Genomic DNA, 19,439 nt, shown 5'->3' with positions numbered 1-19,439 from the left:
TTTTTATATTTATATAAGATGTTAGGTGGGAAGGAAATAATGAATATATATAAGGTACGTGTGCCAAGAAATATAGAACATAATATTATGCAGAAACTTATGTGTTTGGTCTCAAAAGAAAAGCAGATGAAAATACAGAAATATAAAAGAAAGCCCGACCAATATAGTGCCTTAATTGGAGACATTATAATAAGATATTTAATTACTACAAATTTCTCAAAAGAAAATAAAGATATTAAATATAAATACAATGAATACGGAAAGCCTTATGTTAATGAGTTAAATCATTTTCATTTTAATATATCACATTCCGAAAGTTGGGTTGTTGGAGCTATTCATGAGGAAGAAGTAGGAATAGATGTAGAAAAAGTTCGGCCCATAGATACTACAATGATTAAAAATATATTTACTGAGGAAGAATTTAATTATTTAAATTCATTAAATGTAGAACAACAATTAGATGTGTTTTATGAATTATGGACTATAAAAGAAAGCTTTGTTAAATGGATAGGGAAAGGGCTAACTATACCTTTAAACTCTTTTGTTATTAATAAAAATACAATATTTTATGGTGACATGTTATCTAATGAAGTTTATTATAAAAAGTTTACTATTGGTAAAGATTATAAGCTTTCTTGTTGTGCTTCTTTAGACAGTTTTCCAGAATCAATAATTGAAATTGATTTTGTTGATTTGTGTAATTACTTTATAGAAGATAAGCATTCTTACATAGTTTAAAATGAGCGATATTTCCCTAAGGAAAGAAAATTTTCGGGAATTTAATTTTGAAAATTCTAAAAGTAAAGATCTGAATAAGTAATTAAACTTGCTGGATATGCAATCATTTTACGCTTAATAGATTACTTTGTGTATATATTAGTATGCCATTCATTGTTTGTTTACTTAGATCAATGGTTACAATAATAATTGTTAGCGTTGTAGCTGTAACAATTAAGAGATTATCATAACTATAAATAGCGAGCCAGTAGAAGGAGTATATCTCTTTTAAAGAGGGCTCTTTAATGACTGCAGCAGTAATTTGCATCTTAACTGACAATCCGGAAAACGATACTTTTGAATGGGCGGATTTTATAGAGATGGGGCTATAAAAGAAACGGCCAACATTGTATGTATATTATTAGTAAAAAAGAGAATTCAAGTATGAATTGACAGAAAATTGATAAAAGAATTGAGAAAGCTGAAAATTCAGTATTTTGAGTATATTTTTAGCGTTGTAGTGTGTAATATATTCAGCAGAGCTATATCATAAAAAATAGGAATATAGACTAACAATAGAATTATATGTAAGTATTTATGAGTAAAAATAGTATTCGAGTTCATATAGGCTATATATCAACTGCTATACATTAGTTTAAAAACAAATATAGAAAAGTGTGGTAATGGATCCACTTAAATTATATTTGCAATCTATTATGTTTTACCTTAGCTGTTTAATAGTTTTGATTTACATATATGTGTAAATACATTTTTGTTACATGCACTTATTCAAAAGGGAGGTAATATAATAATGGCTATTCGAAAACATTTAATTACTCTTGAGGATCTTACTGATAGTGATATTAACCAAATTGTAACTCGTGGGGTAGAGTTTGCCGCAGGTAAATCGCAACCTAATCAAATATTAGCGGGAAATATAATTGGGATTTACTTCCGTAAAACATCGACTAGAACTCGATCGGCATTTTCTGTTGCAGCATTAAAAATGGGTGCACAAATTGTAACGTATGGTCCAAATGATTTGCAAGAAAATACAGGGGAGTCTATAGAAGACACTACTCAAGTACTTTCGCGAATGCTGGATGGACTAGTAGCAAGAACTGCAGATAGTCAAAAGGAAATGGAAAAACTGGCATCTCAAAGTCGTATGGCAGTCATTAATGCAATGAGTACGGAAGAACATCCAACACAAGCGCTAACAGACTTAACAACAATGAAACAAAAATTTGGTGAAATAGCTGGATTACGGGTTTTATATATGGGAGAAGGTAATAACAGTGCTGCAGCTCTAGCTCTTTCTTTATCTCGTTTTCCAGGTACGGAGTTATATCTTTTTACACCTGCTGGTTATGGAGTGTCTCCAAGTGTGCTTGAAAAATCAAAAGAATATGCACGATTATCTGGTGCTAAAGTTATTGAATGTCATGATATAAAAATGTTACCTAGTGAAGTGGATGTTGTATATACAACAAGGTGGCAAACAACAGGGACAAGCAAAATCGATCCTTTATGGAAAGATGCATTTAATCCATTTGCAGTGACAGAGAGAATTTTGACTTTATATCCGGAAGCTACTTTCATGCATGACCTCCCAGCACACCGGGGGGAAGAAGTAGCAGCAACAGTTATTGATGGACCGAAAAGTATTGTATTTACCCAGGCCGAAAACAAGCTAAATAGTGCTATGGCAGTACTTGAATGGTGCTTAGCTTACCGATACTAAAGAATTTAGCATTTATTGTGTTTCAGCTATAAGTTCTATTTGAGCTACATTCGAAAGGACATTTAAAGTAAACATGAATATAAGTTATTTAAAAGTGATTTATATTAGAACTTACAAATGTTTAATTAATTTTTTTAGATTTTAACCAAGAAAGGAAGCAAATTATGCTCAAGAAATTAGAGAGTTTAGAAAGGGTAATCGGCAACACACCTATGATTAAATTAGAGCATGAAAAGATTAATTTGTATGCAAAACTAGAATATTACAATTTAATGAATAGTGTTAAAGTACGTGCTGCTTACCATATTTTAAAATCAGCAATAAGTCGCGGTGAAGTGACTGAAAATTCTACGATTATCGAATCTTCATCTGGTAACTTTGCGGTTGCTCTTGCTACTCTTTGTAGGTATATCGGCCTGAAATTCATACCAGTTATTGATCCAAATATTAATGATAGTTATGAGAATTTTTTGAGAGCAACTTCCTATCAAGTAGCTAAAGTGGATGAACGAGATGAAACAGGTGGCTATTTATTAACGCGTTTAAATAAGGTGGAAGAACTTTTAAATACTATTCCTAAAGCATACTGGACAAATCAATATAATAATGCTGATAACTTTGAAGCCCATTATCAAGGAATTGGTGGAGAAATATCTAATGATTTTAAACAGTTAGATTATGCATTCATTGGAGTGAGTACTGGAGGAACTATCGCTGGGGTATCTACACGATTAAAAGAAAAATTCCCTAATATTAAAATTATTGCGGTAGATAGTCAAGGGTCCATTATTTTTGGTGATAAGCCTCGTAAACGGTACATACCAGGAATTGGTGCCAGTATGATACCTGGTATGGTTAAAAAAGCATTGATTGATGATGTAATGATTGTACCGGAGGTTCATACTGTTGTAGGTTGTTATGAGCTATTTAATAAACATGCAATATTTGCTGGTGGATCATCAGGGACTTCATATTATGCAATCCAAAAGTATTTTGAAAATAAGGATGTTCAAAATACACCTAATGTTGTTTTCTTGTGTCCTGATAATGGACAAGCTTACACATCAACTATTTACAACGTAGAGTGGGTAGAATGGCTCAATACACAAAAATCAGTAGAAGACCAATTAGTTTCTTTATAAAAATGATATAGAAATGAGGAAGCAATTATGATGTATTTAAATACCAAACATATCAATGAAATGGGTGTTAATTGGGAAGAAACAATAAATGTCATTTCAAAGGCAGTAAAAAGTCTTGATTTAGATGATTTTTCTCAGCCAATTAAGCCATACTTACGTTTCGATGATCCGTCTAATAGAATTATTGCTATGCCAGCTTATATTGGAGGAGAATTTAAGGTTTCAGGAATCAAATGGATAGCTAGTTTTCCGAAGAATATTGAGAAAGGTATTCAACGTGCTCATTCAGTTACTATATTAAATGATGCTATGACTGGAAAACCATTTGCGACGCTTAATACAGCAATGGTCAGTGTTATACGAACAGCTTCTGTTACAGGGTTAATGATTCGAGAGTTTGCCAAGTTAAGAGATTTAAATAATGTTAAAGTTGGAATTATTGGATTTGGACCTATTGGTCAGATGCATTTAAAGATGGTAACTGCCCTATTAGGCAATAAAATCGAAAGTGTTTACCTATATGATATCAATGGAATTAAAGACGAATTAATTCCTGAGGAAATTTATTCTAAAACTCAAAAGGTTAATGCTTATGAAGAAGCCTATAATGATGCTGATATTTTTATTACTTGTACTGTTTCTGCAGAAGGTTATATTGATAAGAAACCTAAAGATGGAGCGCTACTACTCAATGTTTCTCTTCGTGATTTTAAGCCTGATATCTTAGAATATACAAAATCCCTAGTTGTTGATAATTGGGAAGAAGTCTGTCGTGAAAAAACTGATGTTGAAAGGATGCACCTTGAAAGAGGTTTACAAAAAGAAGATACAGTATCAATTGCTGACGTTGTAATCCGAGGAGCACTGCAAAACTTCCCTTATGACAAAGCAATATTATTTAATCCAATGGGTATGGCCATTTTTGATGTAGCCATTGCTGCTTATTACTATCAAAGGGCTAGGGAAAAGGAAATTGGTGTTTTATTAGAAGACTAGTAAAATTATTAAAGCGCAGTTTGAAATAATTGTCTAATAGCTGCTAAATATCGGTAAACACGACTAATCATTATAGAAAATTAGTTATTTGATAAGCTTAGAATTTATGTAATTATTTGAGGAGCTGTTTTTATGAGTGAAATTATTTCGGCCTTAGATCTCTTACATCCCAAGCAAATTCGCTTTCATGAATCATATGAACACAAAAGATTGGAACAAATTTGTCGTGTAATGGAAAGCGAAGGTGTTTTACGGAATCCTCCCTTAGTATCTGAGCTTAGTGATGGTAATTATCTGTTACTTGATGGTGCCCATCGTATGAAGGCTATGATGGCATTAGGTTGTAAACGCGTTGCTGTACAGGTAGTACCTGATGAAAAAATAAAAATTCGTGCTTGGAATCATTTATTACCAATGGGGGAATGGGTAAATCATTTAAAGAAAGAACCTACAATAATTTGGTCAGGTAAGGTTATTACTAATAAACGTTTGCTTGCAAAGATTACAGAAGCAAATAAACAAGAACATTTTTTATATGTAAGGGATTTAAATAGCGATTTATTTACCCATTTAGAGATATGGCATCGTATTGTTGGTTTATATCAACATGAGTACACGGTACGCCGTCATTCAAATGATACTGAGGTCTGGCCTCATTCAAATGAAATATTGATGAGTTATCCAGAATACTCGTTGATGGAACTGAAAAAGGTAATTGAAGCAAAGTTTTTAATGCCAGCGGGAGTTACTCGTACGACGCTTAGTGGTCGGTTATTGAATTTACGTATACCACTTCATATATTGCGTACGGAAGTATATCCTGCTGGTGAATGGGAAACGTTATGTGGAAATTGGTCAAAATGTTTACGCCTTTATGATGAGCCAATATATGTTTATGATGCTTAATATATTGTTTAATGATTATGATGTATATTTTTTATTTATTTGTAAAAATTTCATTATATGATTTATATTAATTCCAAAATATTTTTATTATGTTATAAAAACTTTTTGAATTAGTATTTAAGACTAATCTAAGAGAGGTTTGTTATCGGATGGGGTAAATATTACCAAAAAAGATAAAGTGGAGATCTCTAAAAAATTAAAAACTTTCTTGGGTGATCAATATTCACTTGAATTAGGAGATTACATAAGCTTTGAGATACTTGAATTTATAATAAAAGAATTAAATCCACATTTTAATCTAGCTACAAAAAATAGGTTGGAAATTCTCTTGAAAAATATAGAGAAAGAGATATATAGTGAATTAGTTTCACATGAAAATAACAAAGTATAGGCAATATTACATGTATTTAAATGTAGAATAGTATAAACCTATATCTACATAATGTGTTGCTATTAATTTGGTAGAATAGTGAGGAACAAGAGAATTGGTAATATACAATTTTTAGAAGAGATGGAATTGAGAAGTGAACATACTTACAATTTCATCTTTTTATTTTTGACACGCTTTTTGCAATTAAAGTATGAAAAAGGTAGCTGTACAAAAGTACAGCTACCTTTTTTAAAAAATTTCGTATACAAGAACAACTTTAGCGTAAACTTGCGCTTAATGGTACTTGAGAATAAACTGTGAAATTGTTACTATAAGTGCCATGTTTAGAAAATGAGGAAGAAATTGAACTGTTCCAACTCTTGTAGATAGATCCAGATGTATCTGCTCTTAGAAGTACGTTTGAAAAGCTAGCTTGGCTAAAAGAATTACGTCCAGTATCTTCAACGCCCTGAACCATTTTTACTGGTTCGTATTGAGAAAATGAGCCATATACAGGCTGATTTGTATATCTAGGGATTCCATTTACATACATAGTAACCGTACCATTGCCGTTATTAATTATTTTAAGGTTTACTCGATCACCATCTTTAATTGATGTATCATATTGTGTGTTCCAATACTTATTGTTTTGACCTGATTCATTATATCCTGAATTAAGAAATACTTTATATCCACTTGGTGTTTTTGAAATACCACCTTCAACTTTAGATGCTCCAATACCTAAATACCAATTCACATATCCATCCTTAACAACAACTGATTTTGGTATGTTTATATCAGCTGCAATTCCAGTATAATTACTATTTGTAACACTTTTTATAGCACCTTCTGTAGCTGCAAAACTTGTAGTTGAAAACATTGATAGAGAAATTAGAAGTGAACCGATTAGATACATCATTTTTTTCTTACTTTTCCTTAATACTTGATTCATTTTTAAATCACCCTTATTTTTAATTATTAAATTGTATTAAAAGTTGGCCAACTAACTAAGACTTACAAACCAAAGATACATTAGGTTTAATTAAATGTATATATTTTCCTGTCATAAGTCATTGAAATGTCAAATAAATTAGATGTTTCATATTTATCAATATAGGGGGAGTTGACAGCATGAAGTGTTATGTCTATTTAAAATTATGAAGGTTTTGTTAAAAATAAGATTAAAGCTTATAAATTTGTTGGGTGTAATGTGTATTACGATTTATTTAAGAGAGATAAATATGAATGGAATACCAGGGGTTTTTCAAAAGATATATTTGAAATTCTGAGAAATAAAATAAAAACAAATGAAATAAATGAATTGCTTGTGTTAAAGAATTTATTGGAATATTTAGTAGGTAAAGGGAAATATATGATTTAAAAAAGTTAAAGGCCTTACTTCAAAAAGAGAAGAAATTACAGAATAAGACTAAGTGGAAGTTTTAGGTTTATAATTAATAGACAGTTTTAGTTAAGGAAATTTAAAAGCCGTGTCTTTAAAGACACGGCTTTTAAAAAAAGGGATAACAGTTAACAACTGAAGGTACCACCATATTACCATTATTGGAATTTTTATTCCATATTATCGTGTTGATAAATAATTTAAGTTATAGAAAGTGGGATGAGGAGAGAATCTTTGTAAATTTTGTAATAAGGAAAGCGAATATTGAATTTAAAGTTATGTTTAAAAAGGAATAGAATTATTCCTTTTTCTTTGCAACGTATATTAAGCATGGTTCAAAATCATGTATAGATTATAATATGATTAAATATAGTGTGGCTAAAAAATTTCAAGACAACAATTCATTGGAACGGTAAAAACTGTTTTCGGAATAGGTGTCTTTTTTGTATTGAGTAGAATATATTTTCTCAACAGGAAAAATTGTAATTATCTATAAGTATTACTTATAAGGATAATAGGAAAATAGAAATTAATAATAAAGGAGAATGCGAAATGTTAACAGTAATATCTAATAATGACCTAGCTAAAATACGCGAAGAAGATGTAGATGTAATAAGGGTAATGGCACATCCGGTTCGATTAAAAATTATAAGCGAGTTAATACATCATAAAATGTGCAATGTTACACAGTTAACAGAAATATTAAAACTTCCACAATCCACTGTTTCACAACATTTAGCAAAGTTAAAAGGAATTGTAATCCGTGCAGAAAGAAAAGGATTAGAGATGCATTATTATATTAATAATAATAAAGCACGTCAGATTGTAGAAATTTTAGGGCTGTAGATTAACATAGAAAAAGTTTCCTATTATAAAGGGAACTTTTTTCTATGTTAATCAAAATATAATAAGTTATAAAGAAATTACAGCTAAAAAAAAGAATGGTCTCAAATAAACATAAATAGGGTAAAAGAAGAATTGAAAAAACTTCAAACCACAACTTCGCACGAAATACCAATTTTACGAACAATAAGATGTATAAATAAAAATCTAATACGGGATTTAGGGATTTCGAGCTCATTAGCATGCATCTACGTATATTGGCATGTGTTCATATTTTATATAGAAATTATCAAAACAAAATTTTTATAGTAAATTACATTTAAATTTATAAAGGTTTTTCTTATGTTAATCTATTTAACTCCTTATAATCTTGATTAAATTAACAAATTCGTATTTTATAACAACTGTTAAAAATTTTTCGTGTATTCATTTTGTACGAATTTATATATAAAAATTGTTTTATTTTGCACACCTGTGAACGTGATTTTTGTACTAATTTTTATAGCTTAATACAAATTTATCACGTGCTTATCTATAATTTTATTAGAATGACTACACTATCCTTAGTTAATTTCGAGTACATTTTAGCATCCCATAATTTAATTATGTAAATAAGTCTGTGTAAAAATTGAATTTGATGCGAACTTGTGTTCGTATCTCTTTTCTGTTATAGTATATATGAGGTGATTTTTATGGATTACAGTAAACAACGTCAAAAATCCGTACATCGTAAGAAATTATACGAGAATTTAAATGAAATGCCCTTTTACATAGAAGAATTTGTGGAGTACAAAGAATTGCATGATGCCTCTCCCTCCACCCTACTGAATTATGTATATGATTTTAGAGTCTTCTTTAATTGGCTATTATCTGAACAAATTATTGAATTTAAGCCTATTAAAGACATATCCTTCTTTGATTTGGAGAATTTAAAGAAAAAAGATGTTGAGAACTTTATGAGGTTTCTAAAACTACAACAAAACATGCAGAATTCCTCTGTTAACAGAAAAATTTCGGCCTTAAAGTCTTTATTTAAGTACCTCACCTCCCTATCAGAGAATGAAGATGGAGAATGCTATTTTTATAGAAATGTAATGGCTAAAATAGAAATACATAAAGATAAAGAAACATTAAATGCTCGTGCAAAACGTATGAGATCTAAAATATTCCATAATGATGACGATCAAGAATTTTTGAATTACGTAAAGTACGAACATGAAAAGTCTTTAACAAAACATCAGTTATTCTATTTCTTAAGAGATAAAGATCGTGATGTAGCTATCCTTTCCCTTTTTCTTGGTAGCGGTATTCGTGTAAGTGAATTGGCCGATCTTCGTATGGTAGATATAAACTTAAAAGAAAGACTGATTGATGTAATCCGAAAAGGAAACAAAGAAGATTCTGTATGGATTACACCAATTGCATTGAATGATTTAGAAAAGTATATGGAAATTAGAGATAACAAATATGCTCCAGGGAAAGAATTAAAAAATGTTTTTTTATCGAAGTATAAACATACTGCACAGCCTCTTTCGGTTAGAGCTATCCAAGATATCGTTGAAAAATATACTAAGGCGTACGGTAAAAGAATGTCTCCTCATAAATTAAGACATACATTGGCAAATAAATTATATATGGAAGAAAAAGACTCGTTACAAGTGATGCAGCAACTTGGGCATACCAGTCAAGATACAGCTTTGTTATACACTCAACTAGGAGAAACAACTATTAAAGATAGTTTAGGAAGAATTGGAAATAGTAAAGGGTAGATTCTTGTTTAGTATTTACTTTGTATTTTTTATATAAAAAATACAAAGTTTAAATTTAAGGAACAGTTTGATGAAGAAGGTTATTATATTCTTCTTCTTTCATTTTAAAACGACATGAAAATCTAAACTTCTTAAACAAAAAACTATAAATAATTACAAATTCTATTAAAGTCATTTCAAAAACGGATTCTCAGAATACGTTATATGGAGGGGGTTTTCAGTAGGGCAATACATTCCGCACCTAAATGTCATTTAACCTCAATATTCAGTTAATAAACCTGTTAATAAGAAATTCATTAAAAATCACTTTTACAATTTTTTTAAATAACAGATTCTTCGTAGTCTCTGATTAACCTTGAGCGATATAGACAAAATCACATAGACCATTTTTGATACATTTTGTGTGGTTTGTAATTGTAACATTACTGATGCTCAAATAGCTTAATTAAAAAATAATTTATTAGGATGTATTTCATATGTTAAATTTCGATTAATTCACTCTATTATTCCGTGAAAAAGCGAAAAAATACTTCTTAAACTTTTCTAACAAAACCTTAGCTTGATAGGCAGCGAAAGCACCCACAAATTGAATTTTATGGGTGCTTTCCTAGCTATAATTATATATAATTAATTTCTTAGTTCCCTATAAATTTAAGCAAATAAATCAATAACCTCGATAAGAGTATTATTTTTTTCATAAATTAGCTTTTCTATTTCTTCATTTGGATGAACTAAATCTGGAATCATAACTGGGATCATCTTGGCATTTACAGCAGCATTTATTCCATTTAGAGAATCCTCTAAAACAATACAATTTTCTGGTTCATAATTAAACAATTTGCTCGCATGAATAAATATATCTGGATTAGGCTTTCCTTTTGAAACCATATCACCTGTAATAATTGCATCAAATCTATGTTGAATTTTCGCTTCACTCAAGTAAAATCCTGCCATTTTTTCACTTCTAGAAGTCGCAACTACTTTTTTTATATTATTTTCATCAAGAAAATCTAATAATTCTAACAATCCTTTTTTTATTGGTGTCCCATGCTCTCTAATATAGTTAATTACATACTCTCTCTTTACTTCCTTCACAGATTTATAATCAAATTCATATTTAATTTCTTCATCAAATAGTTTTCTTGAATCAACTGAATTTAGACCAATTTTCTTAATTAATATACTCATTGGTATTGGTAATCCAAAATGTTCAAATGCATATTTCCACCCTTCTATCCCTAATCTTTCTGTATCAAACATTAGTCCATCCATATCAAAAATAACTAATTTTATCTGATCTATACTCAACTTATTATTATTCATAAGTACCTCCCAATATATATTAATTTATCAGCTGTAGAACCTGTTAGTTCTATCTAAATTGTAATATTACTACCAATCTTCTATTTTAAGCTCTTTTTACCATATAATACAAGATTACTAGTGCTGTGAAATAATATTCTGAATTTCTAACAAATCACCTACAACGTATTCAGCATCAATATTTTCTTCTTCGTCAGTACTTATCAAAACTGACTTTACTCCAGCATTTTTTGCACACTCTATATCTATACTTCTATCGCCAATATAATAGGTGGATTCTTTTTTTAATGAATATTTATCAATTAAATACCTAAGTGCTTCAGGACTCGGTTTTCTCTTAAAACCGTTATCACTGGTAATTATTTCATCAAAATAGTCAATCAATCCATTATTTTTTAGCACTTCTAAAGTAGTGATTCCCTTGTGAGTATATATAAAATTCATCATATCTTTTTCTAATACTACTTTAAGTATTTTTTCTGCGTTCAACAAAGGTTTTAATTCATACGTTCTCATATTACTTAGATTTGAATATTCTTTTTTAATTTTTTTATAATCAATATTATTTTCCATTGAAATCATTATAAGAAATTCCTGAACTGATTTATTCTTAATATAATTCAAAATTGTAATTTTATCATACGGTATTTTATATTTACTAGTTACCTCGTAAATACTACAAACAATAACCTCATATGAATCAATTAATGTTCCATCTAAATCCCAAATTACAGCAGCCTTATTCATTTGATATCTCCATTTCTTTAGTTACTGCAGTAGTGATTCAACTTACTAATTATATTGTGTAGATCATCTTGACAATTTTTAAATTTATTTATTTTGTTTATTCTTAATTTCGCTCTGTTAGCAAATTTAACATCTTTTGTGCAAATAAATTTTTCATAAACCGATACGGCTTGACACATATATAAATAATTTAACTTATACATCATAAGCAAATCATATTTTGATAAAGAACATATATTCATATAGTTTTCCAAGAACCAACTTAACTCATTAACACAAATCCTGCCGTCATTACGTTCTTTTATAGAATTTAAGTAAAATCGCATTAATTCCCATATTGCGGGTATTTTAGAAACTTCCGTCATATCAATGATTCCGGTTATATTATTATTAGAAGTTATAATTTGTGTTACCGAATAATCTGAATGCCCATTAACGAATGTAAGTTTTGACATATCAATAATCTCACTGTTACTTATGACATCACGTCTGTTTTCCAGATCTTCTATAAAGAGCTTAGTATCCTCTGATACTTGCATTTTTTTTATTTGATTTATTATTCCCTCAATACGTTTAATATGATAGTTTTTATCATTTAATAGTTTTATAGATGGTCGAAGATTTAAATCAAACTGTTGTAATTCATTATGAATTCTCCCAATATAATTACATCCTTGTTCTAACAACCAATTGGGAGCAGTGTTTTTTTTCCAAATATCACCTTCAATAAATTCTTGAACATGAAATGATTTTTTTAAATCTAATTTACTTATATATTCACCCTTTCTATTTTTAACAAATTTTGAAACTGGATATCCCTTTTCCCTTAAGTAATTACAAATTAATATTTCATGTAAGCTATTATTATTCGATTTGTTTAATTCAAAAATTTTCACAAAAAACTTACCTAATTTTGTCTTAAATATATAGTTAGTACCCCAACCTACTTTATTAATTTCCGTCTCAATAACATCTCCCAAATCATAGTTACTAATAAATTTTCTCTTTATATTTTTCAGTATATCCACCTCCAACAATCTTTCCCTATATATTAATTTGATGCAACCATGTAGCTTTCTGTTTTAATACTATTATAATTTGAGAATTGAGACGTTAAATAATTCATAATATATATTGAAGCAGTAAATTCAGATGTTCTATCAAGAGCAAGTGTTAAATTCGAAGCACTGTCCTCCCAAAAACCGAATTCTTTCTGTGTTTGAGCTAGGTATTCGTTTACTCGTTTATAATAATCTCCATATAACTCATCTTTTGTATTGATATACAATAAGACACTAGCAATACCAAATTTCCCTATATAATTATTGAATATTGCCTCTTTGCCGCTTTTAATTAAAATATCATAATATTCCTTTGCACATTCTATGTATATTTCTTCTCCTGACGCCATGTAAGCCAAACACAAATTCACAATTGCTAAAGACACTGAATAGTATAAAGGTTTACTATTCTTTACATAATAATTATAAAATCGTTGATTCTCTTCTGAGTAATTAGTAATTAATTCATTATTTTCATCTTGAATTAAATAAAAATGATCCCCTATAAACTCATTCTTTTTAAATAAGTTTACTATAAAATCTGCTGTGCTCTTTCCTACCTGATAATCTTTCATTAAGAAAGCACATATTCCTCCAAAGGCTGTAGCTCTTAACTCGTAAACTTCTGCATTTTTTATCGATGTAAAGCCGCCAGTTTTTTCTGAATAACTTTCCTTAATTATTTCATATATCTCCTTTTTATTAGGGTCTTTCGCAAAATATTGGTATAAAAATAGCCAGTAGTTATAATAATTATCACATTTTCTTCCAACAGTATGTTTATCAGAATAATGATAAAGATCCCCAATATTCTTCATTTTTGATAAAATTCTTTGAGCATCTATACTTTCTCCACCCAAGTATAAAGCTATAGGTGCCTTATAATATGCTTCAATCGGTAAATCAATAAACTCCTGATTATTGATATGATTTTTAATCCACTTTAAAGATTTTTCTGTTAATTTCATCATTTTCGCCTACCCATTCCAATTATTTTATAAAAACTAATTTAATTACCTGGCATGATTTAATCCTTATTTCTATTTATAATAATAAATAGATTTCTTGGACTTCAAGATCATGCCAAGGTAATTAAATATACTTATTTAGTTAGTTATTTACTTACTTTAATAACATTTGAACTTCTTTAATTTTCTGTAATTTATTTAAATCGTAATTTTTAGGTAACCTACAAATAAAACACATTTTGTTTTTGTACGAAAACGCAGTGATAAAATACCTTTTATGTTTTTTAAACTTTGAAGAAATTATGGTGCGGATATTATCATATTCGCTTTCAGAATACTCTCCCGTATAATTAAAGCCAAAATCCAAACTATCATATACCTTTTTAATATCCCTTCCAAGTTCCTTGTCTTCATATTCACCATATGCAATATTGTCAATAAATACTTTATCTTCAATGTAGTTTTTCTTGTAACTATTTTCGACTTTGTTATAGCTTGTATTAATATCTTGATCATCTGCATCTACTTTTACTGGGATACTAATATGGAAATCCCCAATTACATCACCGAAATCTTTTCCTCCAATATTTCTAGCATTTCTAGTCATTCTTAAAACAAATTGGTTACGGTCAAATATTATTTTGCACATTTGTAATGCAATCCAAAACGATAAACATTCCATTCTTTCTGATACTATAATTCCATAATCATGATTCTCTTGTATACTATATTCAAAGAAATAATCAACCAGGTATTCCGAGTTATCATTTATATCTATTTTTCTCTTCAGGATAAAGTCATATATTTCTTTAAATTCCAGTCCCTCTTTATATTGAATAATCTTTTCCTTATTTGTATTTTTCATTTGTTCATCTACATATTCTAAATAATCTATCGGTTTCACGTTGGAATTCTTTGTTTTTTTATTGAATAAATATGAATTTAAATGTGAATATATCTGCCGTTTTAAAATAAACATACTTGCACCATCAAAAATCATATGATTAAACATCATTAATAATTCATATTTTTTTTCACTCACTTTGATTAATATAAAACTATATAAGACCTTATCAATTATATCTGTGCCAAAATTCATACTTTCCATATTTCTTTGTATATATTTTTTTACTAGATTAATTGATGCATCGTCATAACTACTCAAATCTATAACATTTATTTCCAGATTATGAATTCTATCACTTTCAAAATTATAATATCGCCCCTCAGCATAACCTATCTTGCTACGTAACATAGAATTTTGGTTTATCGTATTTATTAAGGCATATTCTATAGCTGATGAACTTATGATTTTATCAAAAGGGATAGTACATACAATATTTGAAAATCTTTTTTTCATTAAAAATTTATTCTGGGAACTACTACATGGAAACTGATTTATTACTTTATTAAGTGCTATTTTCTTATTAATTTCTCTATACTGTTCTCTTAAAGCATCATTAATTTTATCCTCTATCTCACTATTCATAGAAATAGAATCAAATATATCTAAAATTCCTCGTTCATTATAATTTTTAAAATCATTTAATGGTACTATATAATCTGGTATGAGAGCTTCTGAGTAATTGTCTAAAATAATCCTCTTGATCTCATCATGATTACTATTTGTAAATAAAACAATCACACTTCTAAAATTGTAATCATGTATTCGCAACTTGACATTTATTTTAAGTTTTTCTTGAAGCGATTCTTCAATTTCCTTTAACAAATCTTCTTTATTTTTCTCTGCTGCTATCAAAGTAGCTAAATATGATATGGTTGGATTCCTTAAAAAGTCATCTAAGAATATTTCTTTACCAAATTCTCTATTGAGTAAATGTAGCATAATTACTATTGATAAAGAATCACCCCCCAAATCAAAAAAGTTTTCCGAAACTCCTATTTTCTCAATTTCTAATGCCTTACCCCAAATTTCTGCTATTGTTTTCTCTATTTCATTTCTAGGTGCTTGATAATTAGCATTCAAATTATTTGTGTCAGGTTCTGGAAGTAATCTGTTATTAATTTTTCCGTTCGGAGTTAAAGGCATACTCTTAAGTAACACAAAATGTGCTGGTATCATATACTCTGGTAACTTTTTTTTCAAATATTCTTTAATGTCCAGCTCTTCTACAGTTTTATCACTTACAATATAAGCACATAAATACTTTCTTTTATTTTCTTTTACTAAAACCACAGCTTCTTTTATGTTATTGTTTTCTAATAACTTATTTTCTATTTCACCAAGTTCAATGCGGTAACCTCTTATTTTTACTTGATTATCTTTTCTTCCCAAGTACTCAATATTACCATCGGGTAACCATCTTGCTAAGTCACCTGTTTTATACATCTTTGTTCCAGCCTCAAATGGATTGTCAATAAACTTTTGGCATGTCAATTCATTTTTATTAAGATAGCCCCTGGCTAAACCATCTCCACTTATACATAATTCACCCGCTATACCAATCGGTAATATATTATTCAACTTATCTAAGATATATATTTTATTATTATCTACCGCTTTTCCTATTGGAACGCTCTTGTTTATGGTTCCTTCATACTTCCACATGGTAGTACAGATGCTATTCTCCGTTGGCCCATATGCATTTACATAATTGAGTTTTTTTCCAACTCTGCTAGCCAAAGATCTATTAGACTCACTACCTCCAGTTATAATTACTTCTAGCTCTGTATCCTCAATTTCTATTTCGTTAGCAACAAATGGCGGTAATAAAGTTATGTTAATTTCGTTTCGTTTTATATAAGTGTTTAGTTTACATATATCCATTGCAAGATTCTTGGATATGACATGCACTTCAGCCCCAAGTAAAATACCCATGTATATTTCCCAAGCCGATGCATCAAATGCAATGCTAGCAAATTGTAATATTTTTTTATTACTATTTAAATTGAATTTTTTCTTTGATGAATTAATTAAGTTTATAACTCCTTTGTGTTCAACCATAACCCCTTTTGGTTCTCCAGTTGTACCAGATGTATAAATTACATAGGCCAAATTTCTTGAGGTGTGTAATTTATCTAAATCTTCTGTTTCTCGTCCGTATAATTCTTCATCCAATAAGTCAATAATCTTGTATTTAAAATCAATCTTATTATTTAACTTAATGTTTGTTAGTAATACTTCACTTCGACTATCTTTAAGAATATATTCTATTCTATCTTTCGGATAACTAGGGTCTATAGGTAAATATGCACCTCCAGCTTTTAACACGCCTAAGATCCCTACTACCATCTCTATAGACTTCTCTACTAATAAACTAACAATAGAATCAGGTCTAACTCCTTGTTCTCTTAAATTTCTTGCCAAACTATTAGCCTTCTTATTTAATTCCATATACGTCAAAGTGTTATCCTCAAATACAACTGCTATTTTAGTTGGATTTTTTTTAACCTGTGCTTCAAATAATTCACAAATTGTGTTGATTTTCGGATATGTATAGTCTGTTTTATTAAAATCAAATAATATTTGATTTATTTCTTCTTCTGTCATTACGTTTATATCAGATATATAATTTTTTTTGTTTTTAGTTATACTTTTTAAGATTTGAACCAAGTGACAACTAAAACGTTCAATTGTTTGATGAGTAAATAAGTTTGAATTATAATTAATAACAATGCTTAAACCGTTATTATTGTTACTAATAGCATTAAATATTAAATCACACTTTGGGATGTTATCTTTACAAACAACCTTTTCTAATGCCAAATCATCTACATTGATATTTTCTTCATTAGATCTATCAATACTGTTAAATGCTACATCAAATAACGGATGTCTGCTCATATCTCGTTTCATTTTTAGCTTGTCTATTAACTGCTCAAACTGATAATTCTGGTTCCTATATGCTTTTAATAGGTTAGCTTTTACTGCTTCTAAAAATTCTAAGTATGTTAGGCTACCCTCTGGTTGATTTCTTATAGCAAGTATATTTTCACTCAAATCTATTCCTACTTGAATTCCTATAGAAGCACTATCAAAAATTGGAACACCAATTATAATGTCTTCTTGACCAGTATATTTTGAAAGTAGTATGTAAAACGCCGAAATTAAAAGTGTATCCATTGTAGTTTCGGTATCTATCGCAAGTTTTTTTAAATCTAATACTATATTTTCAGCAATCTTTAAATTCACCAATTTCTCTTCATAACTTTGTATACTTGGCCGTACATAATCTGTAGGCATGTTCAATACTGGAATCTCATCTTTATATACATCTAACCAGTATTGTTCTTCGTTGATTATCTCATTTGACCTGAGGTAATCATCATTCCTGTTCTTATTTTTTTCAAAATCCCTATTATTATTACAGTAAAATTCCATGTTATTCTCTCCTAACTTCGAACAATAAAACTTTTACATACCCAAAACTTGTTCATAATGGTTACATTTCAAAGAATTTAAGTGTTCATTTAATTACCTTTTCTTCCTCAAAGGATTACTTTCATAAGGAAATCTTTACATAAATATACCCCTTTCATTTCTCGGCACACAAAGTCATGAAATATTTAACATAATGACATTTTTCATACCCACTCAAAATAACTTGTCTCTAAAATGCATATACGCGAGCATATTACACAAGTCGAATGATATCGATTTCATCATACTTATTATGAGCAACATATCTGTATCCTCATATGTTAAGGGATAAAAACCTGTATCCTTCTTTAGTGCGATAAACATCTTTTATATTAAATTACCGCAAAATATGATGTTATCGATTCCAATGTAACCATTATGAACAGTACATCTAAAACCCATTCAATACTATTGGATTAAAACATCAAACTTTTCATATCTTTTTTTACATCATCGCATTTCTAATCATTTGACCTTTAATAAAATGATTATATTTTTAATTATTCTGATATTTTAGGTCTATTTTTTCTTAAACATTTAACAAATTATATATTTTATGTATTATTTCATTGCTGTCATGATTCATAACATGTTGAGTTTACCTTTTTTCAAGAAACTAAACTTAATATTATTTATTTTCTTAAAAGGCCAACCTATTTCCATACGATAGTACCTATGGAACAAAATGTCAACACTGTATTAGAAAATATACAATTGTACGATAATTTTGTCAAATAAAATTTTTATTCTCAAAAAACATTGCACAATTGTATATTTTTGGTGTAATCTTATTTTTATCTTTAGTCCCTTCAGTGGATTTAGACATGTTATTACTTGTATTTATTCAATAAAGATAGACTCTTTGACTAAAGGGACTAAATAGATAACTTAATTTATATAAAGTTTTGAATTAAGGAGGTATGATGATGGGTTATATCTGAATAAATTTTTGAAAATTATATATATTAAATCAATCTGTAAATTCATTTAGGGAGATTTCCGGATATAAATCTTTGTAGATTTACAGAACATTATTTCAAGAACGAACTAGTGTTATTCAAAACAAAGGA

Annotated in this window: 14 protein-coding genes; 8 read left to right on the top strand and 6 right to left on the bottom strand. The window is 28.9% G+C overall.

The genetic code is table 11. From position 1 onward, the window contains the following. Nucleotides 1-39: 39 nt before the first annotated feature. From OXT04_RS14120 to OXT04_RS14095, 6 genes are all read left to right on the top strand, one after another. Nucleotides 40-738, top strand: a complete 699-nt coding sequence (locus OXT04_RS14120; protein ID WP_267415383.1) for a 4'-phosphopantetheinyl transferase family protein — start codon at nt 40-42, stop codon at nt 736-738. Between the two features lie 790 nt (nt 739-1,528). Further along, nucleotides 1,529-2,461 carry an ornithine carbamoyltransferase gene (locus OXT04_RS14115; protein ID WP_001007706.1) on the top strand — a complete coding sequence of 311 codons (933 nt, stop codon included), beginning with the start codon at nt 1,529-1,531 and terminating at the stop codon, nt 2,459-2,461. Nucleotides 2,462-2,625: 164 nt separating this feature from the next. Next, the gene (gene sbnA / locus OXT04_RS14110; protein WP_267415380.1) at nt 2,626-3,603 is read left to right on the top strand and encodes a 2,3-diaminopropionate biosynthesis protein SbnA; all 978 of its coding nucleotides are present in this window, start codon (nt 2,626-2,628) and stop codon (nt 3,601-3,603) included. Nucleotides 3,604-3,630: 27 nt separating this feature from the next. Further along, nucleotides 3,631-4,599, top strand: a complete 969-nt coding sequence (gene sbnB / locus OXT04_RS14105) for a 2,3-diaminopropionate biosynthesis protein SbnB (protein ID WP_267415378.1) — start codon at nt 3,631-3,633, stop codon at nt 4,597-4,599. Between the two features lie 132 nt (nt 4,600-4,731). Then, nucleotides 4,732-5,505, top strand: coding sequence for a ParB N-terminal domain-containing protein (locus OXT04_RS14100; protein ID WP_267415376.1), 774 nt, complete (start codon nt 4,732-4,734; stop codon nt 5,503-5,505). 139 nt (nt 5,506-5,644) lie between these two features. After that, complete coding sequence (locus tag OXT04_RS14095; protein ID WP_000947505.1) at nt 5,645-5,896, top strand: DUF2164 family protein; 252 nt, start codon at nt 5,645-5,647, stop codon at nt 5,894-5,896. 256 nt (nt 5,897-6,152) lie between these two features. On the opposite strand, the gene OXT04_RS14090 is transcribed toward OXT04_RS14095, so the two are convergent. Beyond that, nucleotides 6,153-6,827: a hypothetical protein gene (locus OXT04_RS14090; RefSeq protein ID WP_098854609.1), complete on the bottom strand. Its 675-nt coding sequence runs from the start codon at nt 6,825-6,827 to the stop codon at nt 6,153-6,155. Between the two features lie 1,002 nt (nt 6,828-7,829). On the opposite strand from OXT04_RS14090, the gene OXT04_RS14085 reads away from it, so the two are divergent. Together OXT04_RS14085 and xerS are read left to right on the top strand one after the other, a co-directional pair. Beyond that, nucleotides 7,830-8,123 (top strand): ArsR/SmtB family transcription factor, encoded by a 294-nt coding sequence (locus OXT04_RS14085; RefSeq protein WP_000958627.1) that lies wholly within the window; start codon nt 7,830-7,832, stop codon nt 8,121-8,123. Nucleotides 8,124-8,812: 689 nt separating this feature from the next. After that, nucleotides 8,813-9,889, top strand: coding sequence for a tyrosine recombinase XerS (gene xerS / locus OXT04_RS14080; protein ID WP_267415363.1), 1,077 nt, complete (start codon nt 8,813-8,815; stop codon nt 9,887-9,889). A 651-nt stretch (nt 9,890-10,540) separates the two neighbouring features. Here xerS and OXT04_RS14075 read toward each other — a convergent pair. The 5 genes from OXT04_RS14075 to OXT04_RS14055 form a co-directional block, all read right to left on the bottom strand. Beyond that, nucleotides 10,541-11,212, bottom strand: a complete 672-nt coding sequence (locus OXT04_RS14075; RefSeq protein WP_098828487.1) for an HAD family hydrolase — start codon at nt 11,210-11,212, stop codon at nt 10,541-10,543. A 117-nt stretch (nt 11,213-11,329) separates the two neighbouring features. Continuing rightward, nucleotides 11,330-11,959: an HAD-IA family hydrolase gene (locus OXT04_RS14070; RefSeq protein ID WP_098828486.1), complete on the bottom strand. Its 630-nt coding sequence runs from the start codon at nt 11,957-11,959 to the stop codon at nt 11,330-11,332. A 17-nt stretch (nt 11,960-11,976) separates the two neighbouring features. Beyond that, nucleotides 11,977-12,987, bottom strand: coding sequence for a phosphotransferase (locus OXT04_RS14065; RefSeq protein WP_340637870.1), 1,011 nt, complete (start codon nt 12,985-12,987; stop codon nt 11,977-11,979). 23 nt (nt 12,988-13,010) lie between these two features. Beyond that, a complete protein-coding gene (locus OXT04_RS14060; protein WP_141549612.1) occupies nt 13,011-13,988 on the bottom strand; it encodes a hypothetical protein in 978 nt (325 codons plus the stop codon). Between the two features lie 154 nt (nt 13,989-14,142). Beyond that, entirely contained in the window at nt 14,143-18,330 is a 4,188-nt protein-coding gene (locus tag OXT04_RS14055; RefSeq protein WP_267415354.1) for an amino acid adenylation domain-containing protein, read from the bottom strand. Nucleotides 18,331-19,439 lie beyond the last annotated feature (1,109 nt).

Source organism: Bacillus sp. GC_Bacil_1 (genome assembly GCF_026540675.1).
Classification (GTDB): Bacteria; Bacillota; Bacilli; order Bacillales; family Bacillaceae_G; genus Bacillus_A; species Bacillus_A cereus.
This window is presented reverse-complemented; position numbering and strand designations above follow the sequence as displayed.